Raw genomic sequence first — 25,842 nt, forward strand, 5'->3', positions numbered from 1 at the left:
TACTTTAACCCCCTGCCCCCCGCCGCCACGAAGCCCCTGTTCTACCGACTGTCCCGCCCGCCCCGCCGGCGCCCTGCCCACTGCGGTGGGCCTCGACGACGGCGGGCACCTCTTCGTTCGGATCCCCGATGCTGCTCTCGGGCGCAGGCGCGCTCCTCCTCGGTGGTGCGGTCGGCTTCGTCGTCGGACGGCGCAGCCGCCCCGCCCCGAACGCCTCCATCGGCGATGAAGCACACCCGGGCGACGAACCGTCGTCCGACGTGTGAGCGCACTGGCCGGCCTGGTTCGGAGTAGAGCTCGGAGCGCAGGGCGCGGCTGAGCGTGCTCCTGAGCGTCAGCGAGCGGAGCCCGACGCGCGCGAGGCGGTCGCGGCCGGCGGACCGACGTCGGCCCCGGGGCGGCGGCTGCGGGCCACCACCGCGGCACCGGCACCGGCGGCGACGAACAGAGCGGCCAGACCGAGCCAGCCCACGGTCCCGTGCTCGATGGCCGTGGCGGTGACGAGCGCCGGTGCGACCATCGACGCGAGGGCGTAGCCGGTCTGGCTGAGGCCCTGGTACGCGCCGGCGCGGCGGGGGTCGGCGAGCTCGAAGGCCATGCCCCAGCCGCCGGCTTCACCGAGGATCTCTCCGACCGAGTGGGCGAGGGCTGCCACCACCAGCAGGACGCAGGCGCCCACGAGGTTGCCGTACCCGGCCAGCGCGTACAGGACGCACGCGAGCGCGAGCAGCCACGACGCGCGCCGGACGGTGATCCCCGCCCGGCGCACGTCGTGCGTGCCGCGCGATGCGCGCACCTGGAGCGCGGCCACCACGACGGTGTTGAGGACGAGCAGCACCGCCACCATTGCGGTCGGCGCCTCGGTGGTGGCGACCCAGAGCGGGACGCCGACGGTCTGGAGGCCGAAGTGCATGGCGATGACGGCATTGCACGCCACGCTCGCGACGTAGGTGCGGTCCCGCAAGGGAGACGGCCCGCGTGGTGCGTCGGTCGTCTGCTCGTCGGCGGAGTGCTCGGTCATCCTGGCGGCGAGCTCGGGCACTCGGCGGCCGAGCCGCGCGAGCGGCACGGTGGCGAGCAGGAGCAGAGCGCCGACGGCGAGCATCGCCGTCTGGTAGGCGGCAGGCGTGTCGACGAGGAGGGCGGCAGCGGCCGCCACCGTGCCCAGGCCGATGAAGACGTTGGTGACCACGCGCATGCGGGCCCGCACCTCGACCCGCTCGGGCCCGGTGTACCAGCGGGCGAGCATCGCCTGCTTGGACGAGCTGCTCGCGGACCGCATGCCCACGGCGACGCACGCGACGAGGGTGAACACGACGGCGTCCGGGGCGAGGGTGTAGGCGAGCATCGCCGCCCCGTTCAGGCCCGTGGCCCAGGCCTGGACGCGGTGGGCGCCGACCCGGTCCGACAGCCTGCCCGCGGCGTAGGCAGCCAGGACACCCACACCGCCGGCGATACCCAGCCCGAGGCCGACCGTCGTGGGGCCGAGCCCGATGACGCGGGTGAAGTACAGCGCGCTCACGGTGTAGAAGACACCGCTGGACAGCGCGAACGCCATGGTGCTGAGGGTCAGGGAGCGCGCGACGCGGTCGCGAGGGAAGAAGGTCTGCTGCACGCCCCTTTCTCCGTCGTGCGAGAGGCTCGGAGCAACTGATGTAGCGTCCAGCTTCATGGAACGCGCACGGACCGGCGGCGGGCTGATCGAGTACGAGCTCGCCGGGATGGACGTCGCCGACGTGCGTTTCGCGGTATCGCCGCTCACCGAGCTCACGCTGTCGCTCCGCACGTTCCGTGACCCCGGCCGGTACCCCGTTCACCTGCCCTGGCTGCAGCGCACCGAGCGCGCCCGTTCGGCGCTGGACCTGCCGGTGCTGCGGGCCCTGACCAACAGCGTTCTGTGGACGCCCGACTACCTCACGCCCCGGCCGTACAGCCCGCTCACCCGGATCGGGGACGAGCTGGACGCCATCGAGAACGTCCCGGTGCCGCGCGTGGTCGGCGACCTGCGCGCCGTCCACCCCGGCGACCTGCCCGCGGCGCTGCGCGGCGACCCCGAGGCCGTGCGTGCGCGCATCACCGCGGCGCTGCGGGCGTACTGGGATACCTGCTTCGAGCCCTGGTGGCCGCGCATGCGGTCCGTCCTGCAGGCCGACGTCGTCCACCGCGGGCAGGTCATGTCCGCCTATGGGATGGCGTCGATGTTCGCCGACCTCAGCGAACGCGTCCGGCTCGTCGACGGCGTCGTGCGGGTGCGGCTGGCCAGCGACGCCTGGTTCCGGAGACCCACCACCGGCGAAGGGCTCACCCTCGTGCCGACGCTGTTCTCCCGGGGAGCGACGACCCCGATCTCGCCGGACGAGCCGCCCGTGATCATGTACGGCGCACGTGGCGTGGGGACCCTCTGGCAGACCGAGCCCCACCAGTCGCCGAAGGCGCTCGCGAGCCTGGTGGGCGCGACGCGAGCCGGCCTGCTCACGGTCCTGGCGACGCCGGCGTCGTCGACCGAGCTGGCGGGCCGGCTCGGCGTGACGACGTCCGCGGTCAACCAGCACCTGCGCGCGCTGCGCGCCGCCGGACTGCTCACCAGCGCACGCCATGGGCGCTCGGTCCTGTACCTGCGCTCCGAGCTGGGCGACGCCCTGGTCGCCGGGGTGTCGTAGCGACAACGATCACCGGCGGGAGTGGCCGTCGCCGAGTGGCGACGGCCCCCGCGGACCTGCGGCCTGCGTCGGTCAGAGCACCGTGTTGTCGTTGGCGGCGTTCTCCTCCATGGTCAGCACGATCTTGCCGGTGGTGCGGCCGGTCTCGCCGAGGGCGTGCGCCTTGGCGGCCTGGGCGAGCGGGAACGTGGCCTCGATGTGGGCGCGCAGGGCGCCGGTCTCGGCGAGGTCGGCGATGGCCCGCATCCCGGCGTGGTCGGCCTCGACGAGGAGGGCCTCGAAGCGGATGCCCCGCTCGGCGATCTCGGCCAGCTCGGCGGGGTCGATGGGCACCACCGGAAGGATCGAGATGAGGGTGCCGCCCGGGCGCAGCACGGCGAGGGAGCGGGCGCGGCCGACGGGGTCGATCGAGAGCGGGTCGAGGACCACGTCGACGTCGCTGACGACCTCGGTGAAGTCGACCGAGCGGTAGTCGACGGCCTCGTCCACGCCGATCGACCGCAGGAAGTCGTGCTTGGCGGCGCTGGCGGTGCCGATGACGTACGCCCCGCGGGCCTTGGCGATCTGCACGGCCAGATGGCCGACGCCGCCGGCCGCGGCCTGGATGAGGACCCGCTGCCCGGGCTGGACGTCGGCGGTGTCGACGAGCGCCTGGTAGGCGGTCAGAGCGGCGAGGGGCAGGGCGCCCGCTTGGACATGGTCGATGCCGGCCGGCTTGAGGGCGAACGAGCGGGCGGGCGCGGTCACGTACTCGGCGTGGGAGCCGACCCCGTAGGGGTAGGGCAGCATGCCGAAGACCTCGTCACCCGGCTTGAACACGGTGACGCCGATGCCGACGGCCTCGACGACCCCGGAGACGTCCCAGCCGAGGACGAGCGGCAGGCGGTCGAGGGTCGCGACCCGGGCGCGGTTCACCCAGTCGGTCGGGTTGACGCCGGCCGCGCGCACGGCGACCAGGATCTCGCTGATGCCCGGCACGGGCCGGGGAAGCTCGACGTCCTTGAGTACCTCGGGGGAGCCGTGGGTGTCCTGCTGGATGGCGCGCATGGTGGCGACGTCGGTGTGTGTCATGCCTCCAGCGTCGCCGTCGCCGTCGTCGAGTACCATGGCATGATCGCCAACTTTCGACGGGATCCTGCCATGGCAAGCGTTCATCGAGTAGTAGTTCTCGCCATCGACGGCGCCTATCCCTTCGACCTGGGCATACCCAGCCGGGTCTTCGGCGACGTGGACGGCCGCTACGAGGTCCTCACCTGCTCGGTCGATGGCCGCCCGGTCCGCACCAACTCCGACTTCTCGATCACCGTCGAGCACGGTCCGGAGGCGCTGCGCACGGCCGACACCGTCGTCATCCCGCCCTTCGTCACCACCGCCATCACCCGGGAGATGCCGGCGGCGCTGCTGGAGGCGCTCGGGTCCGTGCGCCCCGGAACCCGCCTCGTGTCCATCTGCACCGGCGCCTTCGTCCTCGCCGCCGCCGGGCTGCTCGACGGCCGGCCGGCCACCACCCACTGGGCGCTCGCGGACCTCTTCCGCGCCTGGTACCCCCAGGTCGCGCTCGACCCGGACGTCCTGTTCATCGACGACGGCGACGTGCTGACCTCGGCCGGTGCCGCCTCCGGGCTCGACGTCTGCCTGCACATCATCCGCAAGGACCACGGCAGCGAGGTCGCCAACCAGGTGGCCCGCATGTGCGTGGCACCCCCGTGGCGCGACGGAGGTCAGGCGCAGTACATCCAGCACCCCGTGCCCGAGGCCACGAACAGTGGAGTTGCGGTCTCCCGCGAGTGGGCCCTGGAGCACCTCCACGAGCCCATCACCCTGGCGGACCTCGCCGAGCGCTCCCGCATGAGCCTGCGCACCTTCGCCCGCCGCTTCAACGACGAGGTCGGCATGAGCCCGGGACGCTGGCTGATCCGGCAGCGCGTCGACCGGGCACGACACCTCCTGGAGACCACCGACCAGCCGGTGGACGAGGTCGCCTACCAGGTCGGCTTCGCCGGCGGCACGTCGCTACGGGAACACCTGCACGCCGCGATCGGCGTCTCGCCGCTCGCCTACCGGCGCACCTTCCGGGGAGCCCTGGCCCAGGCCCGCTGACCTGCGGTCCTGCTCTCCGGAAAGGACCGTGCCGACCGGTGAGGCAACGGAGATGCAGCAGTGCTGCGTGCCCGTTGCCTACCCCAGACTCAGGCCGCTTCGACGGCGGTGATGAAGCCGGCCGCGGCGAGGGTGAGCAGGGTGGTCCACAGCACTATCGCGATCACCTGCCAGGTGATGACCCAGCTCCTGCTGACCCCGGAGGCGACGAGCGTGGCGGCGGTGAGCTGGGTCGGCAGCGCGAGGGGACCGAGGAGACTCGCTCCGGGGACGCCGAACCGCACCAGCCACCGGCGCAGCCGCGCGCGGCCCTTGGCACGCCGCCCGGAAGAGTTCTCGTCGTCCTGGCCAATCGGCATCCGGCCGTCCTGCGTGCGGTTGTCCGGCCCGTCGGCCGTCAGCGTCGTGGTGCCGGACGGCGTGGTCGCCGCAGCGGCGGTGCGACGGGCCCGGCGCGCCAGTGCGGCGTCGCGGACGCGCGAGCTGAGCAGCACCACGAGCACCACGCAGATGATGTTGCCCGCCGCGCCCGAGACTCCGGCGACCAGCGGGTGGATGCCCGCGAACACACCCAGCGCCGCGGATCCCTCACCCTCGATGTAGGGGATCGCGCCGGCGAGAGCGACGATGAGCGGCTGCACGAGCTCTGGCACTCGCGCGACAAGCTCCTGGAGCCCCTCGTAGGGGTTGACGTCTGGCATGTGCGTCTCCTTCGATCGGGCGCCGGGTGGGCCGGCGATGACCAACGCACGTCAGTAGAAACCGTGTCCTCGGAACACGGTCAACCACTCGGGACCAGACAGCGGCGCGGTTCACAGGGAGCGCCGGACCTGACCGGCTGACCGCGTTCAGCCCTCCGTGGCGGCGAAGCCGTTCTTCGCGACGGTCGACCACGTCCGTCGGCTACCGCGTCCGTCGTTCGGGCTCCGGCGGGCCGATCACGGTGCGGCCGACGGCGGCCCTGCGGGGATCGGCTCCTCGAACACCAGCAGCGTGTGCGTGTTCACGATGCCCTTCATGCCCTGGATCTGGTCCAGGATCAGGTGCCGGAGATCGGCGTTGTCCCGGGCGCGGACGAGCAGGACGAGGTCGAACTCCCCACCGACCAGCCCGATGTGGTCGACGCCCCGCAGGGTGCGCAGCTCCTCGCGGACCGAGCGCCACTGCGACTGCTCCAGGTTGACCGTGACATAGGCCGACGTGCCCAGGCCGGCCAGCACCGGATCGATGTCCGCGCTGTAGCCACGGATGACCCCGGTGGACTCGAGGCGCTGCACTCGCGCGTAGGCGTTGGCCCGCGAGATGTGCAGCTTCTCGGCCAGCGAGCGCATGGACATCCGGCCGTCGCGGCGCAGCTCGTCGACGATGCGCTGGTCGACGTCGTCGAGGCCTCCGGCCACTTGTCTCGCAGCCACGCCCTAACTCCTCTCTGAGTTGGACATGTGGATCCCATTGCCTTGATATTGCTGGACGTTCTCTCGGATCCTCACCGTTGATGGAATCCGAATGAGAGTTTGACCAGTATATCTATATGACGAGTGACGCAGATCTCATGTTGCCGTCCCGGGAGCAGATCATGCTCCTGGATCCGGACGGCCGCCCGACGGCCGCCGGCGAGGCCTCGCTGCCCGCGGCCGACGAGCTGCTCCGGGGTCTCGCGGGCATGATCGCCGCCCGCCGCTTCAACGAGCAGGCCAGCGTGCTGGTCCGGCAGGGGCGCCTGGCCGTGTACCCCTCGTCGTACGGGCAGGAGGCCTGCCAGGTCGCCGCCGCCCAGGTGCTCAGCGATGGCGACTGGCTCTTCCCGACCTATCGGGACACCGCGGCAGTCGTTGCGCGAGGTGTCGACCCGGTCGAGGTACTGGGGCTGCTCAAGGGCGACTGGCACTCGGGGTACGACCCGTACGAGCGCTGCGTCGCCCCCCTGACGACCCCGCTCGCGACGCAGCTCCCGCACGCGGTGGGAGTGGCCCATGCCGCTCGGTTGCGTGGGGAGAGCACAGTGGTGCTCGCGATATGCGGCGACGGCGCCACGAGCGAGGGCGACTTCCACGAGGCCCTGAACTTCGCGGCGGTCTTCCGGGCGCCGGTCGTCTTCTTCGTCCAGAACAACCAGTACGCGATCTCGGTGCCGCTGGCCCGGCAGTCGGCAGCGCCGTCATTGGCACACAAGGGCGTGGGCTACGGCATCCCGGGAGAACAGGTGGACGGCAACGACCTCGCGGCGCTCCTCGCCGTCCTGTCCGCGGCGGTCGGCCGCGCGCGGGCCGGCGCGGGGCCCCAGCTCGTCGAGGGACGCACCTACCGGATCCAGGCGCACACCAACGCCGACGACGCGAGCCGCTACCGGTCCGACGACGAGGTCGCCGAGTGGGCGGCCAAGGACCCGCTGGCGCGGCTGGAGGCATACCTGCGCGCGGAGAGAATCCTGGACGACGCCCGGGCCGCCGCCTTCGCCGACGCCGCCGAGGAGGTCGCCCGGCGCACGCGGGACGGGATCAACGTGGACGTCGAGCCGGACCCCGACGACCTGTTCGGCTTCGTCTACTCCCGGCCGACGCCGCAGCTCGTCGAGCAGCGCGACATGGTCCGCGACGAGCTGAGCCGGGACGCGACGAGCCGAGGGGAGGCCCGCTGATGACCAGCATCGCGGTGGCGCACGAGACGCTCAGCACGGCTCAGGCGATCAACCGGGCCCTGCGCGACGCGCTGGCCGAGGACCCCACGGTGCTCGTCTTCGGGGAGGACGTCGGCCCGCTCGGCGGCGTCTTCCGGGTGACCGACGGGCTCACCGCCGAGTTCGGCGAGGAGCGCTGCTTCGACACCCCGCTCGCGGAGGCCGGGATCGCGGGCTTCGCCGTCGGCCTGGCCATGAACGGCATGCGACCGGTGATCGAGATGCAGTTCGACGCCTTCGCGTACCCCGCCTTCGAGCAGATCGTCAGCCACATCGCCAAGATGCGGAACCGGACCCGCGGCCGGGTCGCGCTGCCCCTCGTCATCCGGGTCCCGTACGCCGGCGGGATCGGCGGCGTCGAGCACCACAGCGACTCGTCGGAGGCGTACTACGCGCACACGCCCGGCCTGCACGTCGTCGCGCCGTCGAACCCCGCGGACGCGTACTCGCTGCTGCGCGAGGCGATCGCCTCGCCCGACCCAGTGGTCTTCCTGGAACCGAAGAAGCTCTACTGGACGAAGGGCGAGGTCGCCCTGGGCGCCGGCCGGGAGCCGGGCATCGGCACGGCGGTCGTGCGTCGCGCCGGTACCGACGCGACGCTCATCGCCTACGGCCCGGCCGTGCCGGTCGCGATCGAGGCCGCCGACGTCGCCGCGCGCGAGGGCCGCAGCCTCCAGGTCGTCGACCTGCGCTCGATAGTGCCGTTCGACGACGCGACGGTCTGCGCGGCCGTCGAGTCGACCGGGCGCGCCGTCGTCGTCGCGGAGGCCGCGGGGTTCGCCAGCGTCGCCGCCGAGATCGCGGCCCGGGTGAGCGAGCGCTGCTTCCACTCGCTGGCGGCGCCGGTGCGGCGCGTCACGGGCTTCGACATCCCGTTCCCGCCGCCGAAGCTCGAGCACCTCCAGCTGCCGTCGGTCGACCGGATCCTCGACGCCGTCGACGACCTGCAGTGGGAGGACGCATGACCGGCAACGCTACCGAGCAGAACTTTCTCCTGCCCGACCTCGGCGAGGGGCTGACCGAGGCCTGCGTGGTGCAGTGGCTGGTCGCCGAGGGCGACGTCGTCGCCGTCGACCAGCCGGTGGCGGAGGTCGAGACCGCCAAGTCGGTGGTCGAGGTGCCGAGCCCGTACGCGGGCCGGGTCAGCACGCTGCACGCCGCCGAGGGCGAGACCGTCGACGTCGGAAAGCCGCTGATCACCGTGGTTGCCGGGAGTGCTGACTTGGCTGAGCCGGAGCCCGCACCTGCACCTGCTGGCTCGGGCAACGTACTGATCGGTTACGGCACCTCGGCGCCCGGCGCCCCGGGCCGGTTGCGTCGCCCGCGCGAGTCTCGGCCGACGGCGCAGGCCGTCGCCGGGGCCTCGGACAGCCGGCCGGTGAAGGTGATCTCGCCGCTCGTCCGGCGGCTGGCGCACGAGGCGCACCTGGACCTGCGCGCGATCCGGCCCACCGGGACCGGCGGGGTCGTCACCAGGTCCGACGTGCAGACGGCGATCCAGGGCGCGCGGCCCGGCCCCGCACCCACCGCCATCGGCCCGACTGCTCCCGGCGAGCGGCGCATCCCGCTCAGCGGCTTCCGCAAGGCGGCGGCCGCGGTGCTGTCGCGGAGCCGCGCCGAGATCCCCGAGGCGACAGTCTGGGTCGACGTCGACGCCACGGAGCTCTGCCGCCTGCGCGAAGCCACCCGGACGCCCGCCGATCCCGGGCCGGGCCTGATCGCGCACCTGGCCCGGTTCGTCGTCGCCGGCCTCAAGGCGTACCCGGTGCTGAACTCGCGGCTCGACGTCGAGCGCGCCGAGATCGTCGTGCCCGACGTCGTCAACCTGGGCATCGCCGTCCAGGGCGAGCCCGGGCTGGTCGCCCCGGCCGTGCTCGGGGCGGACTCGATGACCACCGTCGAGCTCGACGCGGCCATCCGCGACCTCACCGCCCGCGCGCGCGTCGGGAAGGCGACGCCCGAGGAGCTCGCCGCCGGGACGTTCACGCTGAACAACTACGGCAGTCTCGGGGTCGACGGCAGTGCGGCGATCATCAACCACCCGCAGGTCGCGATGATCGGCTTCGGCCGCATCATCGACCGGCCGTGGGTGGTCGACGGCGAGATCGTGCCGCGCAAGATCACCCAGATGTCCTTCGTCTTCGACCACCGCGTCTGCGACGGCGGCACTGCGGCCGCCTTCATGCGCCGCATAGCGGAAGCAATAGAAAACCCGCTGGCGTCAATAGTCCGCCTCTAGCCCGTTGAGTGCTGGGTATTTGTGAGTTCGACGGCCGTTTACCCGCAAATATCCAGCACTCAGCTGCCTGTGAAGCGGGGCTCGCGCTTGGACTGGAAAGCCGCGAAGCCCTCGCGGTAGTCGGGCGTCTCGCACAGGGCGGCCTGGGCCTCGTTCTCGTGGGCGATCGAGGTCCAGAACGCCACGCGGTCGTCCCGCAGCTCCGCGACGAGGCGCTTGGAGGCCAGGAAGGCGCTCGTCGCCCCCTGCGCGACCTTCTCGACGCGGGTCCGCGTGAAGGAGAGCAGCTCATCCCTCGGCACCGCGCGGGAGAACAGCCCCGACGCCACCGCCTCGGACCCGCTCATGAGCTCCGCCGTGTAGATGAGGTCGAGCGTGCGGTGCGCGCCCAGCCGCTCGACGAAGAGCGCGTGCCCGCCGGAGTCGAGCGTCGCGCCGAGGGCGGCGAACGGCGACCCGATCTTGGCGTCCTCGGCGACGTAGACGACGTCGGTGGCGATGAGCAGCCCGAGCCCGACCCCCAGGCACGCGCCCTGCGCCGCCGCGAAGGTCGGCGCGGGAAAGTCCGCCATGCGCCGCAGCAGCGGGGTCACGCGGTCCCCGAGATAACCGAGCACGTCATCGGTGACCGGGTCGACGCCGGAGATGTCCCGGCCGGCGCAGAACGCGCGCCCCTCGCCTCGCAGGAGCAAGGCCCGCACGCCGGCGTCCGCCGCGCGCCGGTAGGCGTCGTCCAGCTCCGCCAGCGCCGCCTCGTCCAGCGCGTTGAGCTTGCCGGGGGCGTCGAGCACGACCTCCGCGATCCCGTCGTCGACGGTCAGCGTGATCATGAGTCGTAGTCCACGGTGATCTCCTTGCTCGTCGGGATCGCTTGGCAGGTCAGGATGTAGCCGCGCGCCAGCTCCTCGGGCTCGAGCGCGTAGTTCTCGGTCATCTCCACGGTGCCCGAGACCAGTTTCGCCCGGCACGTGCCGCACACGCCGTTGGTGCACGCGAAGGGCACGTCGCCGCGCACGCGCAGGGCGGCGTTGAGGACGCTCTCGCGCGCGCCGGCGGGGGTCTTCACGGTCGCGGTGGTGCTGTCGAGCCGGAACGCTATCGAGCACGACTCGCCGCCCGAGCCGTCCGGGCCGCCCGGGCCGCCCGACGCCGGAGGGGCGCCGCGGGGCGCCGTCGGACGGTCGGCCCGGCCCGTGGTGAACAGCTCGTGCCGCACCCGCTCCCGGGGCACGCCGAGCTCGGTCAGCACGTCCCGGCACATCTGCACCACCTCGAACGGCCCGCACAGGAACCACTCGGCGACGTCGTCCGGCCCGATCAGGGCGGTCACGATCCGACGGAAGCGGTCGACGTCGAGCCGCCCCGAGAGCAGCTCGGAACCCCGGCGCTCCCGGGTGAGCACGTGGTGCAGCGCCAGGCGCGTGGGGTACCGGTCCTTGAGGTCGGCGAGCTCGTCGACGAACATCGCGTCGATGGTCGTCCGGTTGGAGTAGACCAGGTCGAAGGTGCTCTCGGCGTCCGAGCCGAGGGTCTGCTCGACGAGCGACATCATCGGCGTGATGCCGGACCCGGCCGCGACCCCGACGACGCGCCCGCCCTGGCCCGGCGCGCGGTGCGAGACGAACAGGCCCTCGGGGCTCATGACGTCCAGCGACATCCCCGGCGCGAGGTGGTCGACGGCCCACGGTGAGAACAGGCCGCCCATGTCGCGCTTGATGCCGACCTTCAGCGACCTGCGGGCCGGCGCCTGGCAGATGGAGTAGGTGCGGCGCACCTGCTCGCCGTCGAGGTCGGCGCGGATGGCGATGTACTGGCCCGCCGCGTACGAGTAGGCGTCGGCGAGCTCGTCGGGGACGTCGAACGTCACCTCGATGGCGTCCGCGGTCAGGGGGCGTACCTCGGCGACGGTCAGCGTGTGGAAGCGTGCGTGGCGCCGTCCGACGGGCGCGGCCGGGACCGGAGCGTCGGTGAGCCGCATCAGTGCTCCTTGAAGTGGTCGAAGGGCTCGCGGCAGCGCTGGCACACGTACAGCGCCTTGCACGACGTCGAGCCGAACCGCGCGAGCTGCCGGGTGTGCAGGGACCTGCACCGGGGGCAGCGGACGCCGAGGCCAACCGACACGACCCCGCCCGCCCGACGTCCCGGGGGTGCGATCCCGTGCTCCGCCAGCTTGCGGCGGCCCTCGTCGCTCATCCAGTCGGTGGTCCAGGCGGGGGAGAGCACCACGCGCACGCGGGCCCCGGGGAACCCGCGCTCGGCGAGGACGGCGACGATGTCGTCGCGGATCGCGTCGACGGCGGGGCAGCCCGAGTACGTCGGCGTGATGTCGACGACGGGCACACCCGCCACCAGCCGCGCGGCCCGCAGCACGCCGAGGTCCTCGATGGACAGCACCGGCACCTCAGGATCGACGACCGACGCCGCGGCGTCCCACACCGCCCGCTCCGGACCCGCGTCCGGGCGGGGCCGCGCGACCCGCTCCTGGTCGACGGCGGTCATCACCACACCGCCCCCGGGTGCCGCCGCGCCAGCACCTGCATCTCCGCGAGCAGCGGGCCCAGCGCCTCGGAGTGCACCCCGAGCCGCCCCCCGCCGCGGGCCGACGGCGTCGCCGGGACGGGGAGCTCGGCTCGGGCGAGCGCCGGCAGGACCAGCGCGTCGAACGGCTCGCGCAGCGTGGCGGGTGCGATCGCGACGTCCGGGACGGCGTCGGCGGCGGGATCGTCCGCGAACAGCTCGTCGACGAACGGCCAGGTCGCCTCGAGCCCGGCGACCATCCGCCGTCGGGACTCCCCGGTGCCGAGCGCGAGCCGCACCAGCCAGATGATGCTGTGGTCGAGGTGGTAGGCGACCTCCTTGGCCGCCTTGGCGGCGATCGCAGCCAGCGTGGCGTCGGCGCTGCCGGCCAGGCCACGGTAGAGCACCGCGAAGTAGGCGGACACGACCAGCTGACGCGCGACAGTGCGGGCGAAGTCGCCGTTCGGCTGCTCGAAGACCTGCCGGCAGCGGAAGTCCGCCTCGTCCCGGAAGTACGCGAGCTCGTCCTCGGTCGTGTTCCACGCGGAACCGGCGTAGGTCAGCAGGCTCCGGGCATGCCCCAGGACGTCGAGCCCGATGTTCCCGAGCGCGACGTCCTCCTCCAGCTCGGGCGCGCCCGCGATCCACTCGCCAAGCCGCTGCGCGAGGACCAGGGCGTCGTCACCCAGGCCGAGCGCGTAGCGGGCGACGTCGGCAGAGGCGCTCGCGGCGCCGTCCCGCGGGTCTGCCGAGGCGGCTGTCGCCTCGGGCGTCAGGACCGCGAAGGGGGGCTGCTGCTGATGCTGCATGGATCTCCATCGATCAGGGGTACGGAACGAGGTGCGGAACCCGGTCAGAGGTGCGGTACCGACGCCGACGCCGTGTAGTACGCCGCGTGCCGGAAGTCCTTGCCCCGGGGCGACTCGAAGTACGCGTCCTTCTCGCCCGGGTCCGACGCCGTGACGGCCGAGGCCGGCACCACCCAGATCGAGACGCCCTCGCTCCGGCGCGTGTAGAGGTCGCGGGCGTTGCGCAGCGCCAGCTCGGCGTCCGGGGCGTGCAGCGATCCGGCGTGGACGTGGGACAGGCCGCGCGACGAGCGCACGAACACCTCCCAGAGGGGCCAGGCCGGGCGGGGCTGGGGCGTCTCGGCGGTCATGACGCGATCCGTTCCTCGCTCGACGCCGCCCGCTCGGCATATGCCCGGGCGGCCTCGCGCACCCAGGCGCCCTCGTCGTGCGCGGCGCGGCGCTTCGCCAGCCGCTGCGCGTTCGCCTGCCCGTTGCCGCGTAGGACCTCGTGGAACTCGTCCCAGTCGAGCTCGCCGAAGTCGTGGTGGCCGCGTTCCTCGTTCCAGCGCAGGTCGGGGTCGGGAAAGGTGACCCCGAGGACCTCGGCCTGCGGGACGATCATGTCGACGAACCGCTGGCGCAGGTCGTCGTTCGGGAAGCGCTTGATCTTCCATGCCATGCTCTGCCGCGAGTTCGGGGACTCGGCGTCGGGCGGGCCGAACATCATGAGTGCTGGCGCGTACCAGCGGTTCACCGACTCCTGCGCCATCCGCCGCTGGTCCTCGGTGCCGTTCATCAGGGCCAGCAGGATCTCGAAGCCCTGCCGCTGGTGGAACGACTCCTCCTTGCAGATGCGCACCATCGCGCGCCCGTACGGCCCGTACGACGCGCGGCACAGCGGCACCTGGTTCGCGATGGCGGCGCCGTCGACCAGCCACCCGATCGAGCCCATGTCCGCCCAGGACGGCGCGAGGTAGTTGAAGATCGACGAGTACTTCGCCCGGCCGGTGTGGAGCTGGTCGAGCATGTCGTCGCGCGTGATGCCGAGCGTCTCGGCGGCCGAGTAGAGGTAGAGCCCGTGCCCCGCCTCGTCCTGCACCTTGGCCATGAGGATCGCCTTGCGCTTCAGGCTGGGCGCACGCGTGATCCAGTTGCCCTCGGGCTGCATGCCGATGATCTCGGAGTGCGCGTGCTGCGACATCTGCCGGATGAGCGTCTTCCGGTACTTCTCCGGCATCCAGTCCGACGGTTCGATCCGCTGGTCGCCCGCGATGAGCGTGTCGAAGGCCGCGAGCCTGGCCGCCTCGTCGGCAGGGGGCTCGGCGAGGGCCTCGGCGGAGGTCGTGGGCGAGGTTCCTGCGGGCATGGCGCCTCCTGACCTGACTCTTGCTGACCCGATCCTACTTACCGATCGTTCAGTCAGGCTATCAGTGGTCGGGGACGGCAGCAACGGCCCGGGCGGCCTCGATGTCGGGGACGTGCTGCTCGGCCCAGAGCCGCACTGCGCGGAGTGGGACGAGGAGCGAGCGCCCCAGCGGTGTCAGGGCGTACTCGACGCGCGGCGGGTTCTCGTCGTACTCGTGTCGGCTGATCAGGCCGTCGGCCTCGAGGGAGCGGAGGGTCTCGGTCAGGACCTTCGGGGTGATGCCCTGGATGTGCGCCTTGAGCTCGGTGAACCGGCGGGGACCCTCGTCGAGGGCGTTGACGACGAACACGGTCCAGCGGGCGCCGATGCGGTGGAGCACGGTCCGGCTCGGACAGGTCGCCGCCATCACGTTGTACGCCTTGCCCATGGGGTGCTCCCAGTTCCGTTGTAGATACCGGTATCAAATCCATACCGTGAGTCCCGATCCTACGAGAGGGAGTGGCGAAGATGGAGCGGATTCTGGTGATCGGCGGCGCACGGGCGCTGGGGGCGGCGGTCGCGCGGCGTGCGGTGGACGACGGGTACGACGTCGTCATCGGCGCGCGTGACCTGGCGGCCGGCGAGGCGCTGGCGGCCGAGATCGGTGCGACCGCGGTGCGCATCGATCTGCAGGACGAGACGACGATGGCCGCCGCGGCCGCGCGGCTCGCGGACGGGATCGACCACATCGTGACCACCGGCTCGGCGCCCCACGACGGGCGGGCCGTCGACCTGGACCACGACAAGCTGATGGCTGCGTTCACGGCGAAGGTGACCGGACCGATGCTGGTCGCCAAGCACTTCGCGCCGGTGCTGCGGCCGGGCGGGTCGATGGTGCTGTTCTCCGGCGTCGTCGGGTGGCGGCCGGGACCGGGCTCGCTGGTCAAGGGCGTGACCAACGGCGCGGTCGAGTTCGTCGCCCGCCATCTCGCGGCGGACCTCGCCCCGGTGCGGGTCAACGCGATCTCGCCCGGCGTCATCGACTCGGGTGCCTGGGACCGGCTGGGCGAGGGCAAGGCCGGCGTGCTGGGCAAGAGCGCCGCCGGAACGCTGGTCGGACGGCACGGCGAGTCCGACGACGTCGTCGACGCGGTGATGTGGCTGCTCCGCGCGGGCTTCATCTCCGGCGAGACGGTCCACCTCGAGGGCGGTGCCCGGCACAAGACCTCATGATGTCGTAGGCACGCCGTAGGTTGGGCTCATGGATGAATCGGCCAGCGCACCTCCGCCCGCCCGCCGAGGCGGGAACGGGCGCGCCGGGCGGGCCGCGTACGACCTCGACGCGGTGCTCGACGTTGCCGTGCGGGCGTTCAACGAGCGCGGGTACGACGCGACGTCGATGGGCGCGCTCGCCGAACGGCTGGGGACCAGCAAGTCGGCGATCTACTACCACGTGAGCGGCAAGGCGGAGCTGCTGCGGCTCGCGCTGGAGCGCGCGCTCGGCAACCTCGAGCGGCTGCTGGAGCAGCCCGCCCTGGCCGACGCGGCCGCCCTGGATCGGCTCGAGAGCGTGATCCGGGGCGCCGTGCACGTGCTCGTGGAGGAGCTGCCCTTCGTGACCCTCCTGCTGCGCCTGCGCGGGAACACCGAGGTCGAGCGCGAGGCGCTCGCGCGGCGGCGCGAGTTCGACCACGCGGTCGCCAAGCTGGTCGAGGAGGCGATGGCCGACGGCGCCCTGCGCTCCGACGTCGACGCGCGCACCGCCACGCGGCTGCTGTTCGGCATGGTCAACTCGCTGGTCGAGTGGTACCGCCCCGGCGGAGGGCTCACCGCCGACCAGGTCGCGGACGCCGTCGTCGTCATGGCGTTCGAGGGGCTGCGGCGGTAGCGGCCAACCCTGCGGCGTCGAGCCGCAACCTGTGTGTCCCGTGGGCCGTGTTCCGGTGTCGAGCCGCAAGTTTGCGTGTCCTGGCGTCGCCCAACCGAAGGTTGCGCGTCCGCCAGGCGGCTCGGCGACCATCAAGTTGCGGTTGAGGTTGCGGGGTGACGATCAAGTTGCGGTTCGGCACGCGGTGGCGGGCCGGCGGACCCGCAACCTTCGGTTCGAGCGGGCCCTTGAACCAGACGGTCGCGCATGCGATGCTGCAGCAGAACGAACGGTCAGTAAGTAGCGTGTCCACGCTACGCCGGACCCAAGGTGATGAAGCCATGGCAGCAGGGTTCCGCGGCACACCCGGCGTCGGGGCCAGGTAATGGCCGTTGCCCTGCGGCGCGTCGACGATCGTCCGGACCGCCTGCACGTCCGCCTCGACCGGCCCGAGGTGCGCAACGCGATCGACCGGACGATGGTCGGCGAGCTCCACGAGCTCTGCGCCGAGCTGGAGGCCGCGCCGCGGATCCTGATCCTGTCCGGGACCGAGCGGGTCTTCGCCTCCGGGGCCGACATCGCCGAGCTGCGCGAACGCGGCCGCGACGATGCGCTCGCCGGGATCAACTCGCGGCTGTTCCTGCGGATCGCGGCGCTGCCGATGCCCGTGATCGCCGCCGTCGACGGCTGGGCGCTCGGCGGCGGCGCCGAGCTCGCCTACGCCGCCGACTTCCGCCTCGCCGGCGAGAACGCCCGGTTCGGCCACCCCGAGGTGGGCCTCGGCATCATCGCCGGGGCGGGCGCGACCTGGCGGCTCAAGGAGCTGGTCGGCGAGACGCTCGCGCTGGAGATCCTCCTCGCCGGGCGCGTCCTCGACGCGCAGGAGGCGCTCGCGGCGGGACTGGTGAGCGAGGTCGAGCCGCCGTCCGCCCTGATCGCGGCGGCCGACGGGCTCGCGGACCGGATCGCCGAGCAGGACCCGACGGCGGTCCGCTACACGAAGCGGGTGTTCCGTGCCCCGCGCGAGGCGCACCCGGAGGTCGACGAGCTCGCGCAGTCGGTGCTGTTCGAGTCGCCGGCGAAGCGCGACCGCATGACGGCCTTCCTGACCCGAAAGACCCGCTCATGACCGCCCCCGCCACCCTTCGGTGTGGGCGCGATCGTTGCGCCTATAACGGGCACATAGTCGCCAGGATCCCGCTCACAGCAAGGGGGGAGGGGCGATGACAGTGCCGCGGACCGTCGGCGTGGCGGGCGGGGGGCGGATGGGCGTCGGGATCGCTCATGCCTTCCTGCTCGCGGGGGCCGACGTCGTGGTCCTCGAACGGGACGCGGAGTCGGCGTCCGGCGCGCGGGAGCGGCTGGAGCGCGCGGTGGCGACCAGCGTCGAGCGCGAGACCACCCAGCGCACTGCCGAGGAGCTGCTGAGCCACGCGGGCGTGACCGCCGACGTCGCGGACGTGCACGGCGCCGGTCTGGTGGTCGAGGCCGTGCCCGAGGACCTGGCGACCAAGGCCGACGTCCTCACCCGGGTCGAGAAGGGGCTGGCGCCGACCGCGTGGCTGGCGACCAACACCTCGTCGCTGTCCATCGACGCCCTGGCCGGTCACCTGGAGTGGCCCGAGCGTCTCGTGGGGCTCCACTTCTTCAACCCCGTCCCCGCGTCGACGCTCGTGGAGATCGTGCGGGGCCGGGCCACCGACCCGCTGCTCGTCGAGGCGGCGGCCAGGTGGGTCGCCGCGATCGGCAAGACCTCGATCGTCGTGCGCGACTCGCCGGGCTTCGCGAGCTCGCGCCTCGGCGTCGTGATCGCGCTGGAGGCGATCCGCATGCTGGAGGACGGCGTCGCCTCCGCCGACGACATCGACACCGCGATGGTGCGCGGCTACCGGTTCCCGGTGGGGCCGCTCCGCCTCACCGACCTGGTCGGCCTCGACGTGCGGCTCGACATCGCCGAGCACCTCGAGCGGGAGCTGGGGGAGCGGTTCGCGGTCCCGCGGCTCCTGCGGACGATGGTCGCCGAGGGCAGGCTGGGGCGGAAGAGCGGCCAGGGATTCTTCCGCTGGGACGAGGGATAGACCGATGAACGTCCGGACGCAGGAAAGGAACAGGTCATGACCGCAACCGAGACCCCGGTTCGCCCGCTCGACAGCTATCTCCTCGGATCGTGGCGGCCTCCGGCGTCGGACGGCGAGGCCCAGGTCGTGCGCGACGCCTCGACCGGAGAGCCGATCGCCGCCGTGGCCGGGAAGGAGATCGACCTGGGCGCCGCCGTCGACTACGGCCGCCGGGTAGGCCAGGACAGCCTTGGCGCGCTCACCTTCCACCAGCGGGCGCTCCTGCTCAAGCAGCTCGCGCAGCACCTGACCGGCGTGAAGCAGGACCTCTACGAGGTCAGCCTGCGCACCGGCGGGACCCGCGTGGACGCGCAGGTCGACATCGACGGCGGTATCGGCGTGCTGTTCACCTACGGGTCGAAGGGGCGCCGCGAGCTGCCCAACGCGCGGATCCTCGTCGACGGCCCGCCGGAGAGCCTGTCGCGCGACGGGTCGTTCGGCGGCCAGCACGTGCGCGTCCGCCGGGCGGGCGTCGCGTTCCAGGTCAACGCGTTCAACTTCCCCGTCTGGGGCATGCTCGAGAAGTTCGCGCCGGCCTTCCTCGCCGGGGTGCCGACGATCGTCAAGCCGGCGTCGGCCACCGCGTACCTCGCCGAGGCGGCGGTGCGGGCGATCGTCGACTCGGGGATCCTCCCGGAGGGCTCGCTCCAGCTCGTCAGCGGCCCTGCCCGCGGGTTCATGGACTTCCTCGACGTGCGCGACGCCGTGAGCTTCACCGGGTCGGCGTCCACGGCGCGGACACTCGCGACCCACGACGCTGTCATCCGTCGGGGCGTCCACTTCACCGCGGAGACGGACTCGCTGAACGCGGCGATCCTCGGCCCGGACGCGGAGCCGGGGAGCCCGGAGTTCGCGGCCTTCGTCGCCTCGGTGGTCACGGAGATGACGGTGAAGGCCGGGCAGAAGTGCACGGCGATCAGGCGGGTGATCGTCCCGGCGGACCGGCAGGACGCCGTCGTCGACGCCGTGCGCGAGCGCATCGCCCAGCGCGTGGTCATCGGCGACCCGCGCGCGGACGGCGTCACGATGGGGGCCCTGGCGAGCGTCGCGCAGCAGGATGAGGTGCTGCGGAGCGTCCGCGAGCTGGTCGCCGGGGGTGGCGAGATCGTGGTCGGCGACCTGGCGGAGCCCGAGGTGGTGCACGCCGACGGGACGGTGGCGGTCGCCCCGGGGGGCGCCTTCGTCCGGCCCGTGCTGCTGCGGTTCGCCGACGCCGACGCGCCCGCGGTGCACGACATCGAGGCGTTCGGGCCGGTCGCCTCCGTCATCGGCTATCGCGACCTGGACGACGCCGTCCGCCTCGCGAACCTCGGCGGCGGCTCGCTGGTCGCGACCGTCGCCTCCGCCGACCCCGACGCCGTGCGCCACCTGGTCACGGGGATCGCGCCGATGCACGGGCGGGTGCTGGTGCTCGACCGGGACGACGCGCGGTCGTCGACCGGCCACGGCTCGCCTGTCCCGCACCTGGTCCACGGCGGCCCGGGCCGGGCCGGCGGAGGCGAGGAGCTCGGCGGCATCCGGGCGGTGGAGCACTACATGCAGCGGACGGCGCTCCAGGGCACGCCGACGGCGCTCACGGGGCTGACCGGCCGGTGGCGGGCGGGCGCGCCGTCGCGGACCGACTCGGGTCATCCGTTCCGCAAGTCGCTGGCCGTGCTGCGGCTCGGCGACGCCGTCGAGTCCGGGGCCCGGGTGGTCACCCTCGACGACATCACGCACTTCGCCGAGTTCACCGGCGACACCTTCTATGCGCACACCGACGAGGAGGCCGCGGCGGCCAACCCGTTCTTCCCCGGGCGCGTGGCGCACGGGTACCTCCTCGTGTCGTTCGCGGCGGGGCTGTTCGTCGATCCGGCGCCCGGGCCGGTGCTCGCGAACTACGGCCTGGAGAACCTGCGCTTCCTCACGCCGGTCGTCCCGGGGGACGCGATCCGGGTGCGGCTGACGGCCGCCGAGATCACGCCGCGCGAGAACGAGGAGTACGGCGAGGTGCGGTGGGACGCCGTGCTCACCAACCAGCGCGACGAGGTCGTGGCGACGTACGACGTGCTCACGCTGGTCGCCAAGGAGGGCCGGGGGACGCCGGTGTGACCTGGTGAGCCGCACGGTGCTCGTCGGACTGCCATGATGAGCATGTGCCTGCCTACACGCTGCATGTCGCCGAGGGTGACCCGGCTCGCGTCGCCACGATCCTGCCCGGCAGCGGCTACACCGCCATGGGGCCGCTGCTCTGGTACGCGAGGGCGGCGCTGAGCGATCAGGGCTGGACGGTCCGCACCGTGGAGTGGACGGACACGCCCACCTGGGACCAGGCGCGCGGCGCGTACGAGGAGATCCTCGACGGCGCCGACGCACCCGACGAGGACGCGCTGCACATCGTGGTGGCCAAGTCCCTCGGCACGCTCGCGATGCCGCTGGCGGTCCGCCTCGGCCTGCCGGGCGTGTGGCTCACCCCCGTGCTCACTGGCGAGGACGCGCCCGAGGTGCGCGAGACGGCCGCCGACCTGGACGAGGACCACCTGCTGATCGGCGGCACGGCCGACGACCTGTGGGACGGCGACCTCGCCGACGGCTCGCAGGCCGACGTCGTCGAGGTGGAGGACGCCGACCACAGCCTCGAGGTGCCGAACGACCGGGCGGAGAACCTGGCGATCCTCGACGAGGTCATCTCGGCGATCGAGGAGTTCGCGGGGTCGTTCGGCGAGAGCTGACTCTCGTCTGGTGCTAGGCCCCGCTGGCTGGCCTCGCTGTTTGCCAGGCCTCGCCGGCTACCAAACGGCGACCTCGCTCAGGACGGAGCCGGCCCCGGCGTCGTCCCGGACACAGACGAGGCCGGTCCGCACCGGCTTGTCGAAGCGGACCGGATACACCTCCTCGAACGCGTCCCCCTCCACGGTGCTGCTGCCGACGGTCCGGTGCTCGGCGTCGAGCAGCTCGACGACCTGGCCGACCGGGTTGAACGGCGTCCGCACGACCACCAGGCTGACCTCGCGCGGCTCCGGGAGCACCACGCAGACCCGCGGGTGGTTCGGTTCGGTGCACTCGTCGTCAGCGGGGCCGCTGCTGGAGCTCTCGCCGCCCGCCGTCTCGGCGGCGCATGCGCCGGGCAGACGGACGCCGTCCGTGTCCCACTCCACGTCGCCGTCCGTGAGCGGGCACGGCGACACGGCTGGCTCGAGCTGCCCGGAGGCCTCGTCCTCGGCCAGGCACTTCGCCCCGCGGGACGGCGGCTTCAGGTCGCCGGGCGGGGGAACGCCGGCGCTGCGATACGCGGCCTCGACCCGTTCGCCGTCGATCTTGACGGCGGTCCGCGCGACGACCATCAGCTCCGACGTCGCGTCGGCGTACACCCGGGCGTCCACCTGGGCGCTCGTGCCGGTCGTCGGGCCGGCGAGGAGGAGCGGCTCGGACGCGGTGTCGCCCGTGCTGGCGGACACCACCGTGTAGGTGACCTTCTTGCCGGCCGGCACGCCGGTCGCCGTCGGCCAGCGGACCTGGAGCAGGCCGTCCTTGCCCGTCACGGTGAGCTCGGGTTCCCAGTACACGAGGTCCGGGACCCGCCGCGGCCCTTTCGCGCCCGACCCAGAGCTCGACTCCGGGAGGGTGAGCGTGGTGCTCGGGCCGAACACGGCGTCGTCCACGTGCAGCGTCGCGGTGGCCTGCAGCCCGGCCGCGGCGTCGCCCAGCTCGTCCTCCTCCAGCGACCAGAGACCTTGCCCGTCCGGCTGCGCGGACACCGGCCGCGGGCAGAACGGGCCCGGGAGCAGGCAGAAGAACCCGAGCGACATGGTCGCGGTGACGGCCTTGACGTCGTTCGCGGTGTCGTACAGGTACACCGAGACGGACGAGCGCGGGGCCGAGTGCCCGTCCGCGTGCATGACCCGGCTGTAGAGCGCGCCGGTCGGTTCGGGGCTCGGCGCGAGCTCGCCGCGTACGGGGGCATCGCGGTCATAGGTGCACCCGGCCAGCGCCAGGACGGCGGCGACCAGCGCCAGGACGACGGCGCGACGCGGCTTCGGGAGCACCAGCGGAGGTTATCAGCCCGATTTCACCCGGTGTGGGGCGGCTTGCGCCGGGCCCCCGCGGTCGTGTCAGTGGCTCGTGCGAGCATCCAGGTATGGAACGCATACAGGTCCTTCGCCCAGACGGGCTCGTCTCGAGCCCGGCCTTCAGCCACGTCGCCATCGTGCCGCCCGGTGCGACCACCATCTACGTCGGCGGCCAGAACTCCGTCGACGCGGACGGCGCCCTCGTCGGTGCGGACGACGTCGCTGCGCAGTCGGTTCGCGCCGTCGAGAACGCGCGGATCGCGCTCGCCGCGGCAGGCGCGACCTTCGCCGACGTCGTGCAGTGGACGGTGCTCTTCGTCGACGGCGTCGACCTCCAGGCCGCGTACGGGGCGATCGCGCCGCTGCTCGCGTCCGACGAACCGCCGCTGGTGACCGGCGCGCGCGTCGCCGGGCTCGGGGTACCCGGCGCGCTCATCGAGGTCGGCGCGGTCGCCGCCGTGCAGCACTGACTATGCCGGCTCAGCCGCCGGACCGGCCGCCGGTCCCGCCGCAGGGAGCACGCGGTAGCGCAGGCATGTACGCACCCCGACCTCCTCGACGCTCACCTTCTCCAGGTTGGCCGGCGGGCGGCCGCCGTCGAACAGGCGCACGCCGTCGGCGAAGAGGACCGGCATGATGTCGACGGCCAGCTCGTCGACCAGAGCCAACGCCATGAGCTGGCGGAACAGGTCGGGGCCGCCGACGAACGTCACGTCGCGCTCCCCGGCGGCCTCGACAGCCTGCTTCACTGCCGACTCGACGCCGTCCGTGACGAACGTGACCCACAGCCGCTCGTTGCGCTTCGGCTCGACCGGCGGCGGGGTGTGCGTCACGACGAAGATCGGCGCCTGGAACTCGTAGTCCTCCGCGTAGCTGTCGGGATCCTCGGCGAGGTCGAACGTGCGCCGGCCCATGAGCACCGCACCAGTCTTCTCCTGCAGCCTCCGCATGTACGAGCTGTCCATGAGCTCGTCGAAGTCCGCGTACAGCGCCGAGAAGTCCCCGTCCGCGTCCTGGACGAAACCGTCGAGCGACACCGTCGCCCCCGCGATCACCTTGGCCATGATGTTCTCCCTCTCCGCGCACGGTGCCCGGTCCCGAGGCAGACCCGATCACGGCGCACGACTCATCGGTCGGCCTCCGCGGGCTCCGGCGTGGATCCGCCGGCACCGGACAGGGGAGCTGTGGTGGTCGACGTGGTGCGGCGGTTCGAGCGGAAGATTCCCCACAGGACGAGCAGCCCCGCGATGGCGGTCAGGACGATCGCGGCGAGCGTCGTGGCCTCGCGGAACTGTGCGGTCTGGGCGGGGGTCCAGTCATGGGCTGCGATGCTGCCGGTGAAGATCCCGGCGACGATCGTGCCGCTCAGCGCGATGCCGACGCCGGTGGTCAGCTCGCCGGCCGTGTCGATGAGCGCGGCGCCGATCGTCGTGCGGTCGGCGGGCAGGCCGCGCATGACGTTGTTGCCCGCGACGACACCGACGACGCGCATGCCCGCGGCGACGAGCACGAGGGCGAGCGCGATCCAGGCGTACCCGAGCTGACCCAGGGCCGCGTAGACGGCCAGCCCGCACACGATGACGGCCGCGCTCACCCAGGCCGCCTTCTCCAGGCCGATGCGCCCGATCAGCGGGCTGATCACGGCCCCGCCGGCGATCAGGACGACCACCTGCGGGAGCATGCCGACGGCGGCCTGTGCCGCCGTCCACCCCCAGTCGAGCTGGAGCTGCAGGGTGACCAGGTAGCCGAGCCCGGCGACGGCCAGCCCGGCCGCGGCCTTGAACGCCAGGCCGCTGGAGACCAGCGGGCGGGCGATGAGGGCGAGGTCACCGCCGACGTCGATCGGATCGGCGTGCAGTTCTTCCGGCCGGTCGGCCGGGATGCCGAAGCGGATGCACAGGACGGCGACGGCGGCGATCGGGACGTTCACGAGCAGGAGCGTCTGCCAGGGCGCGAAGCTGAGCACCAGGCCTCCCGCGGTGGGTCCCACCGCCAGCCCGACGAGCCCGACCGTCGAGATCAGCGTCATCGCGCGCACGCGGAGCTGGTCGTCGTCGAACAGCCGGAACGCCAGCGCCATCGAGCCCGGGGTGGTCATTGCGGCCGCGATCCCCATCACGGCGCGCACGGCGATCAGCTGCTCCGCCGTGCTCACGAAGGCCGTCGCGAGGCTCGCGAGCCCGAGCAGCACCAGCCCGATCAGCATGACCTTGCGCCGGCCGACCCGGTCGGCCAGGGCGCTCAGCGCGATCATCAGGCCGCCGAACACCACGGCGTAGGAGCTGGTGACCCACTGCAGCGCCGTCGTCGACGCTCCCAGCTCGCGGCCGATCGTGGGCAGGGCCACGTTCAGCACCGAGTTGTCCAGCATCTCGAACAGGAACACGGCCGACAGGCCGGACAGGGCGACCCACGCGGCTCGCAAGGACCGGGGTCGAGGCCCGTTCCGGACAGCCGACGGCGGGGTCTCGGAAGCACGGTTGTTGCTCACGGCGCACACTCCTCACGGGGGAGAAGTGGCGGCTCGACGACCCGCGTGTGCGCACGACACTGGCGTCGTGTTTTTACTTCCGGTGCTGCGGAGGCTACCACCGGGTCCAGGGCGACAGTTGCTAGTGTCGCTCTGCGTCGGTACCGGACGGAGGAGTCCCGCCATGACCAGACCGTTCAGGTTCGGGGTCGTGACCCCATTGATGGCTGACCTGCGTTCTTGGCGGGAGCAGGTGCGCCGGATCGCCGACAGCGGCTATTCGACGCTGCTGATGCCCGACGTCCCGCACTGGCAGCCCGCGCCCGCCCCGACGCTCGCCTTCGCGGCGGCACAGGCGGACCTGCGCGTCGGCACCTGGGTCTACGCCTCCCCGCTGCGCCCGGCCTGGAGCATCGCCTGGGAGGCGCACTCGCTGTCCGTGCTCACCGAGGGCCGCTTCGAGATGGGCATCGGCACCGGCCGGCCGGGCATCGAGGACGAGCTCCGCAGCCTCGGGATGCCCGTGGTTCCACCGCGAGAGCGTCTGGCCGTGGTGCGGGAGACCGTGACGAGGCTGCGCGACCTGGACGGCCCCGATCTGCACACGCCGGTGGTGATGGCCGTTCGCGGTCCGAGGGCCCAGGCGCTGGCGGCCGAGGTCGCGGACACGGTCACCTTCGCGGCGATGCCCTATGACTCCCGTGCCGAGGTCGCGGGGAAGGCACGCGGGTTCCACACCACGCGGGACGTCGAGCTCGCGCTGCACGTGCCCGTCATCGGCGACAGCGTCGCGCCGTTCATGGCGCCCCCGGACATCGACACGGCCGCACTGCGCGCGGCGGACTCGCTCGCCATCCTCCCCGATGACCCGGCGGCGGCCGCCGAGGAGATCCAGCGGCGGCGGGAGGAGATCGGCTTCTCCTACTTCATCTTCGGCGCGGGCCCGGCCGAGCGCCTCGCGCCGGTCGTCGCCGAGCTGTCCGGACGTTAGCCCGCGCCGCGCGTCTGGC

The 25,842-nt window shown here is 72.6% G+C and carries 28 protein-coding genes; 14 read left to right on the forward strand and 14 right to left on the reverse strand.

Features of this window, described 5'->3' with window-relative positions; all coding sequences use genetic code 11:
• Positions 1 to 128: 128 nt before the first annotated feature.
• Positions 129 to 266: a hypothetical protein gene (locus tag ACFT2C_RS14795; RefSeq protein ID WP_377207816.1), complete on the forward strand. Its 138-nt coding sequence runs from the start codon at positions 129 to 131 to the stop codon at positions 264 to 266.
• A 68-nt stretch (positions 267 to 334) separates the two neighbouring features.
• Here ACFT2C_RS14795 and ACFT2C_RS14800 read toward each other — a convergent pair whose 3' ends face one another.
• A complete protein-coding gene (locus ACFT2C_RS14800) occupies positions 335 to 1,615 on the reverse strand; it encodes an MFS transporter (protein ID WP_377207817.1) in 1,281 nt (426 codons plus the stop codon).
• A 55-nt stretch (positions 1,616 to 1,670) separates the two neighbouring features.
• On the opposite strand from ACFT2C_RS14800, the gene ACFT2C_RS14805 reads away from it, so the two are divergent.
• On the forward strand, positions 1,671 to 2,660 hold the full coding sequence (locus ACFT2C_RS14805) for a DUF5937 family protein (protein WP_377207818.1): 990 nt from the start codon (positions 1,671 to 1,673) through the stop codon (positions 2,658 to 2,660).
• Positions 2,661 to 2,732: 72 nt separating this feature from the next.
• Here ACFT2C_RS14805 and ACFT2C_RS14810 read toward each other — a convergent pair whose 3' ends face one another.
• Positions 2,733 to 3,731 (reverse strand): NADP-dependent oxidoreductase, encoded by a 999-nt coding sequence (locus tag ACFT2C_RS14810; protein WP_377207819.1) that lies wholly within the window; start codon positions 3,729 to 3,731, stop codon positions 2,733 to 2,735.
• A gap of 69 nt (positions 3,732 to 3,800) precedes the next feature.
• Here ACFT2C_RS14810 and ACFT2C_RS14815 point away from each other — a divergent pair, with 69 nt between their 5' ends.
• Complete coding sequence (locus ACFT2C_RS14815) at positions 3,801 to 4,760, forward strand: GlxA family transcriptional regulator (RefSeq protein WP_377207820.1); 960 nt, start codon at positions 3,801 to 3,803, stop codon at positions 4,758 to 4,760.
• Between the two features lie 89 nt (positions 4,761 to 4,849).
• On the opposite strand, the gene ACFT2C_RS14820 is transcribed toward ACFT2C_RS14815, so the two are convergent.
• On the reverse strand, positions 4,850 to 5,461 hold the full coding sequence (locus ACFT2C_RS14820) for a small multidrug efflux protein (RefSeq protein WP_377207821.1): 612 nt from the start codon (positions 5,459 to 5,461) through the stop codon (positions 4,850 to 4,852).
• Positions 5,462 to 5,698: 237 nt separating this feature from the next.
• Complete coding sequence (locus ACFT2C_RS14825; RefSeq protein WP_377207822.1) at positions 5,699 to 6,175, reverse strand: Lrp/AsnC family transcriptional regulator; 477 nt, start codon at positions 6,173 to 6,175, stop codon at positions 5,699 to 5,701.
• A 116-nt stretch (positions 6,176 to 6,291) separates the two neighbouring features.
• Between ACFT2C_RS14825 and ACFT2C_RS14830 the strand changes: the two genes are divergently transcribed.
• Genes ACFT2C_RS14830 through ACFT2C_RS14840 form a run of 3 tightly spaced genes read left to right on the forward strand, consistent with a single transcriptional unit; the run spans position 6,292 to position 9,676 of the window.
• The gene (locus ACFT2C_RS14830) at positions 6,292 to 7,398 is read left to right on the forward strand and encodes a thiamine pyrophosphate-dependent enzyme (protein ID WP_377207823.1); all 1,107 of its coding nucleotides are present in this window, start codon (positions 6,292 to 6,294) and stop codon (positions 7,396 to 7,398) included.
• Positions 7,398 to 8,402, forward strand: a complete 1,005-nt coding sequence (locus ACFT2C_RS14835) for an alpha-ketoacid dehydrogenase subunit beta (protein WP_377207824.1) — start codon at positions 7,398 to 7,400, stop codon at positions 8,400 to 8,402. Before ACFT2C_RS14830 ends, ACFT2C_RS14835 begins: the two co-directional genes overlap by 1 nt.
• Entirely contained in the window at positions 8,399 to 9,676 is a 1,278-nt protein-coding gene (locus ACFT2C_RS14840) for a dihydrolipoamide acetyltransferase family protein (protein WP_377207825.1), read from the forward strand. Before ACFT2C_RS14835 ends, ACFT2C_RS14840 begins: the two co-directional genes overlap by 4 nt.
• 59 nt (positions 9,677 to 9,735) lie before the next feature.
• Here the strand turns inward: ACFT2C_RS14840 and ACFT2C_RS14845 are convergent, their stop codons facing one another.
• From ACFT2C_RS14845 to ACFT2C_RS14875, 7 genes are all read right to left on the reverse strand, one after another.
• Positions 9,736 to 10,506 (reverse strand): enoyl-CoA hydratase/isomerase family protein, encoded by a 771-nt coding sequence (locus ACFT2C_RS14845; protein ID WP_377207826.1) that lies wholly within the window; start codon positions 10,504 to 10,506, stop codon positions 9,736 to 9,738.
• A complete protein-coding gene (paaE, locus tag ACFT2C_RS14850; RefSeq protein WP_377207827.1) occupies positions 10,503 to 11,654 on the reverse strand; it encodes a 1,2-phenylacetyl-CoA epoxidase subunit PaaE in 1,152 nt (383 codons plus the stop codon). The genes ACFT2C_RS14845 and paaE overlap by 4 nt, the downstream gene beginning before the upstream one ends.
• Positions 11,654 to 12,175, reverse strand: a complete 522-nt coding sequence (gene paaD, locus ACFT2C_RS14855; protein WP_377207828.1) for a 1,2-phenylacetyl-CoA epoxidase subunit PaaD — start codon at positions 12,173 to 12,175, stop codon at positions 11,654 to 11,656. The genes paaE and paaD overlap by 1 nt, the downstream gene beginning before the upstream one ends.
• Positions 12,175 to 13,002 carry a 1,2-phenylacetyl-CoA epoxidase subunit PaaC gene (paaC, locus tag ACFT2C_RS14860; RefSeq protein WP_377207829.1) on the reverse strand — a complete coding sequence of 276 codons (828 nt, stop codon included), beginning with the start codon at positions 13,000 to 13,002 and terminating at the stop codon, positions 12,175 to 12,177. Before paaC ends, paaD begins: the two co-directional genes overlap by 1 nt.
• 44 nt (positions 13,003 to 13,046) lie before the next feature.
• The gene (gene paaB / locus ACFT2C_RS14865; RefSeq protein ID WP_377207830.1) at positions 13,047 to 13,352 is read right to left on the reverse strand and encodes a 1,2-phenylacetyl-CoA epoxidase subunit PaaB; all 306 of its coding nucleotides are present in this window, start codon (positions 13,350 to 13,352) and stop codon (positions 13,047 to 13,049) included.
• Positions 13,349 to 14,350, reverse strand: a complete 1,002-nt coding sequence (gene paaA / locus ACFT2C_RS14870; protein ID WP_377207831.1) for a 1,2-phenylacetyl-CoA epoxidase subunit PaaA — start codon at positions 14,348 to 14,350, stop codon at positions 13,349 to 13,351. Before paaA ends, paaB begins: the two co-directional genes overlap by 4 nt.
• A gap of 61 nt (positions 14,351 to 14,411) precedes the next feature.
• The gene (locus tag ACFT2C_RS14875; protein ID WP_377207832.1) at positions 14,412 to 14,777 is read right to left on the reverse strand and encodes a winged helix-turn-helix transcriptional regulator; all 366 of its coding nucleotides are present in this window, start codon (positions 14,775 to 14,777) and stop codon (positions 14,412 to 14,414) included.
• 80 nt (positions 14,778 to 14,857) lie between these two features.
• Here ACFT2C_RS14875 and ACFT2C_RS14880 point away from each other — a divergent pair, with 80 nt between their 5' ends.
• The 6 genes from ACFT2C_RS14880 (at position 14,858) to ACFT2C_RS14905 (ending at position 21,024) form a co-directional block, all read left to right on the forward strand.
• Positions 14,858 to 15,562, forward strand: a complete 705-nt coding sequence (locus ACFT2C_RS14880; RefSeq protein ID WP_377207833.1) for an SDR family oxidoreductase — start codon at positions 14,858 to 14,860, stop codon at positions 15,560 to 15,562.
• A 28-nt stretch (positions 15,563 to 15,590) separates the two neighbouring features.
• Positions 15,591 to 16,217, forward strand: a complete 627-nt coding sequence (locus tag ACFT2C_RS14885) for a TetR/AcrR family transcriptional regulator (protein WP_377207834.1) — start codon at positions 15,591 to 15,593, stop codon at positions 16,215 to 16,217.
• Positions 16,218 to 16,581: 364 nt separating this feature from the next.
• On the forward strand, positions 16,582 to 17,325 hold the full coding sequence (locus ACFT2C_RS14890) for an enoyl-CoA hydratase/isomerase family protein (protein WP_377207835.1): 744 nt from the start codon (positions 16,582 to 16,584) through the stop codon (positions 17,323 to 17,325).
• A gap of 94 nt (positions 17,326 to 17,419) precedes the next feature.
• Complete coding sequence (locus tag ACFT2C_RS14895) at positions 17,420 to 18,274, forward strand: 3-hydroxyacyl-CoA dehydrogenase family protein (protein ID WP_377207836.1); 855 nt, start codon at positions 17,420 to 17,422, stop codon at positions 18,272 to 18,274.
• Positions 18,275 to 18,310: 36 nt separating this feature from the next.
• The gene (gene paaZ / locus ACFT2C_RS14900; protein WP_377207837.1) at positions 18,311 to 20,404 is read left to right on the forward strand and encodes a phenylacetic acid degradation bifunctional protein PaaZ; all 2,094 of its coding nucleotides are present in this window, start codon (positions 18,311 to 18,313) and stop codon (positions 20,402 to 20,404) included.
• Between the two features lie 44 nt (positions 20,405 to 20,448).
• Positions 20,449 to 21,024, forward strand: coding sequence for a hypothetical protein (locus tag ACFT2C_RS14905; RefSeq protein ID WP_377207838.1), 576 nt, complete (start codon positions 20,449 to 20,451; stop codon positions 21,022 to 21,024).
• A 57-nt stretch (positions 21,025 to 21,081) separates the two neighbouring features.
• Here the strand turns inward: ACFT2C_RS14905 and ACFT2C_RS14910 are convergent, their stop codons facing one another.
• Positions 21,082 to 22,338 carry a hypothetical protein gene (locus tag ACFT2C_RS14910; RefSeq protein WP_377207839.1) on the reverse strand — a complete coding sequence of 419 codons (1,257 nt, stop codon included), beginning with the start codon at positions 22,336 to 22,338 and terminating at the stop codon, positions 21,082 to 21,084.
• A gap of 92 nt (positions 22,339 to 22,430) precedes the next feature.
• On the opposite strand from ACFT2C_RS14910, the gene ACFT2C_RS14915 reads away from it, so the two are divergent.
• Positions 22,431 to 22,832 carry a RidA family protein gene (locus ACFT2C_RS14915; protein WP_377207840.1) on the forward strand — a complete coding sequence of 134 codons (402 nt, stop codon included), beginning with the start codon at positions 22,431 to 22,433 and terminating at the stop codon, positions 22,830 to 22,832.
• Here ACFT2C_RS14915 and ACFT2C_RS14920 read toward each other — a convergent pair whose 3' ends face one another.
• A complete protein-coding gene (locus tag ACFT2C_RS14920; protein WP_377207841.1) occupies positions 22,833 to 23,426 on the reverse strand; it encodes a dihydrofolate reductase family protein in 594 nt (197 codons plus the stop codon). It abuts the gene before it with no gap.
• 62 nt (positions 23,427 to 23,488) lie between these two features.
• Positions 23,489 to 24,853, reverse strand: a complete 1,365-nt coding sequence (locus ACFT2C_RS14925; RefSeq protein WP_377207842.1) for an MFS transporter — start codon at positions 24,851 to 24,853, stop codon at positions 23,489 to 23,491.
• Between the two features lie 163 nt (positions 24,854 to 25,016).
• Between ACFT2C_RS14925 and ACFT2C_RS14930 the strand changes: the two genes are divergently transcribed.
• Complete coding sequence (locus tag ACFT2C_RS14930; protein WP_377207843.1) at positions 25,017 to 25,823, forward strand: LLM class flavin-dependent oxidoreductase; 807 nt, start codon at positions 25,017 to 25,019, stop codon at positions 25,821 to 25,823.
• The last annotated feature ends 19 nt before the right edge of the window (positions 25,824 to 25,842 follow it).

The sequence above is a fragment of the Promicromonospora sp. NPDC057138 genome, from assembly GCF_042670845.1.
Classification (GTDB): Bacteria; Actinomycetota; Actinomycetes; order Actinomycetales; family Cellulomonadaceae; genus Promicromonospora.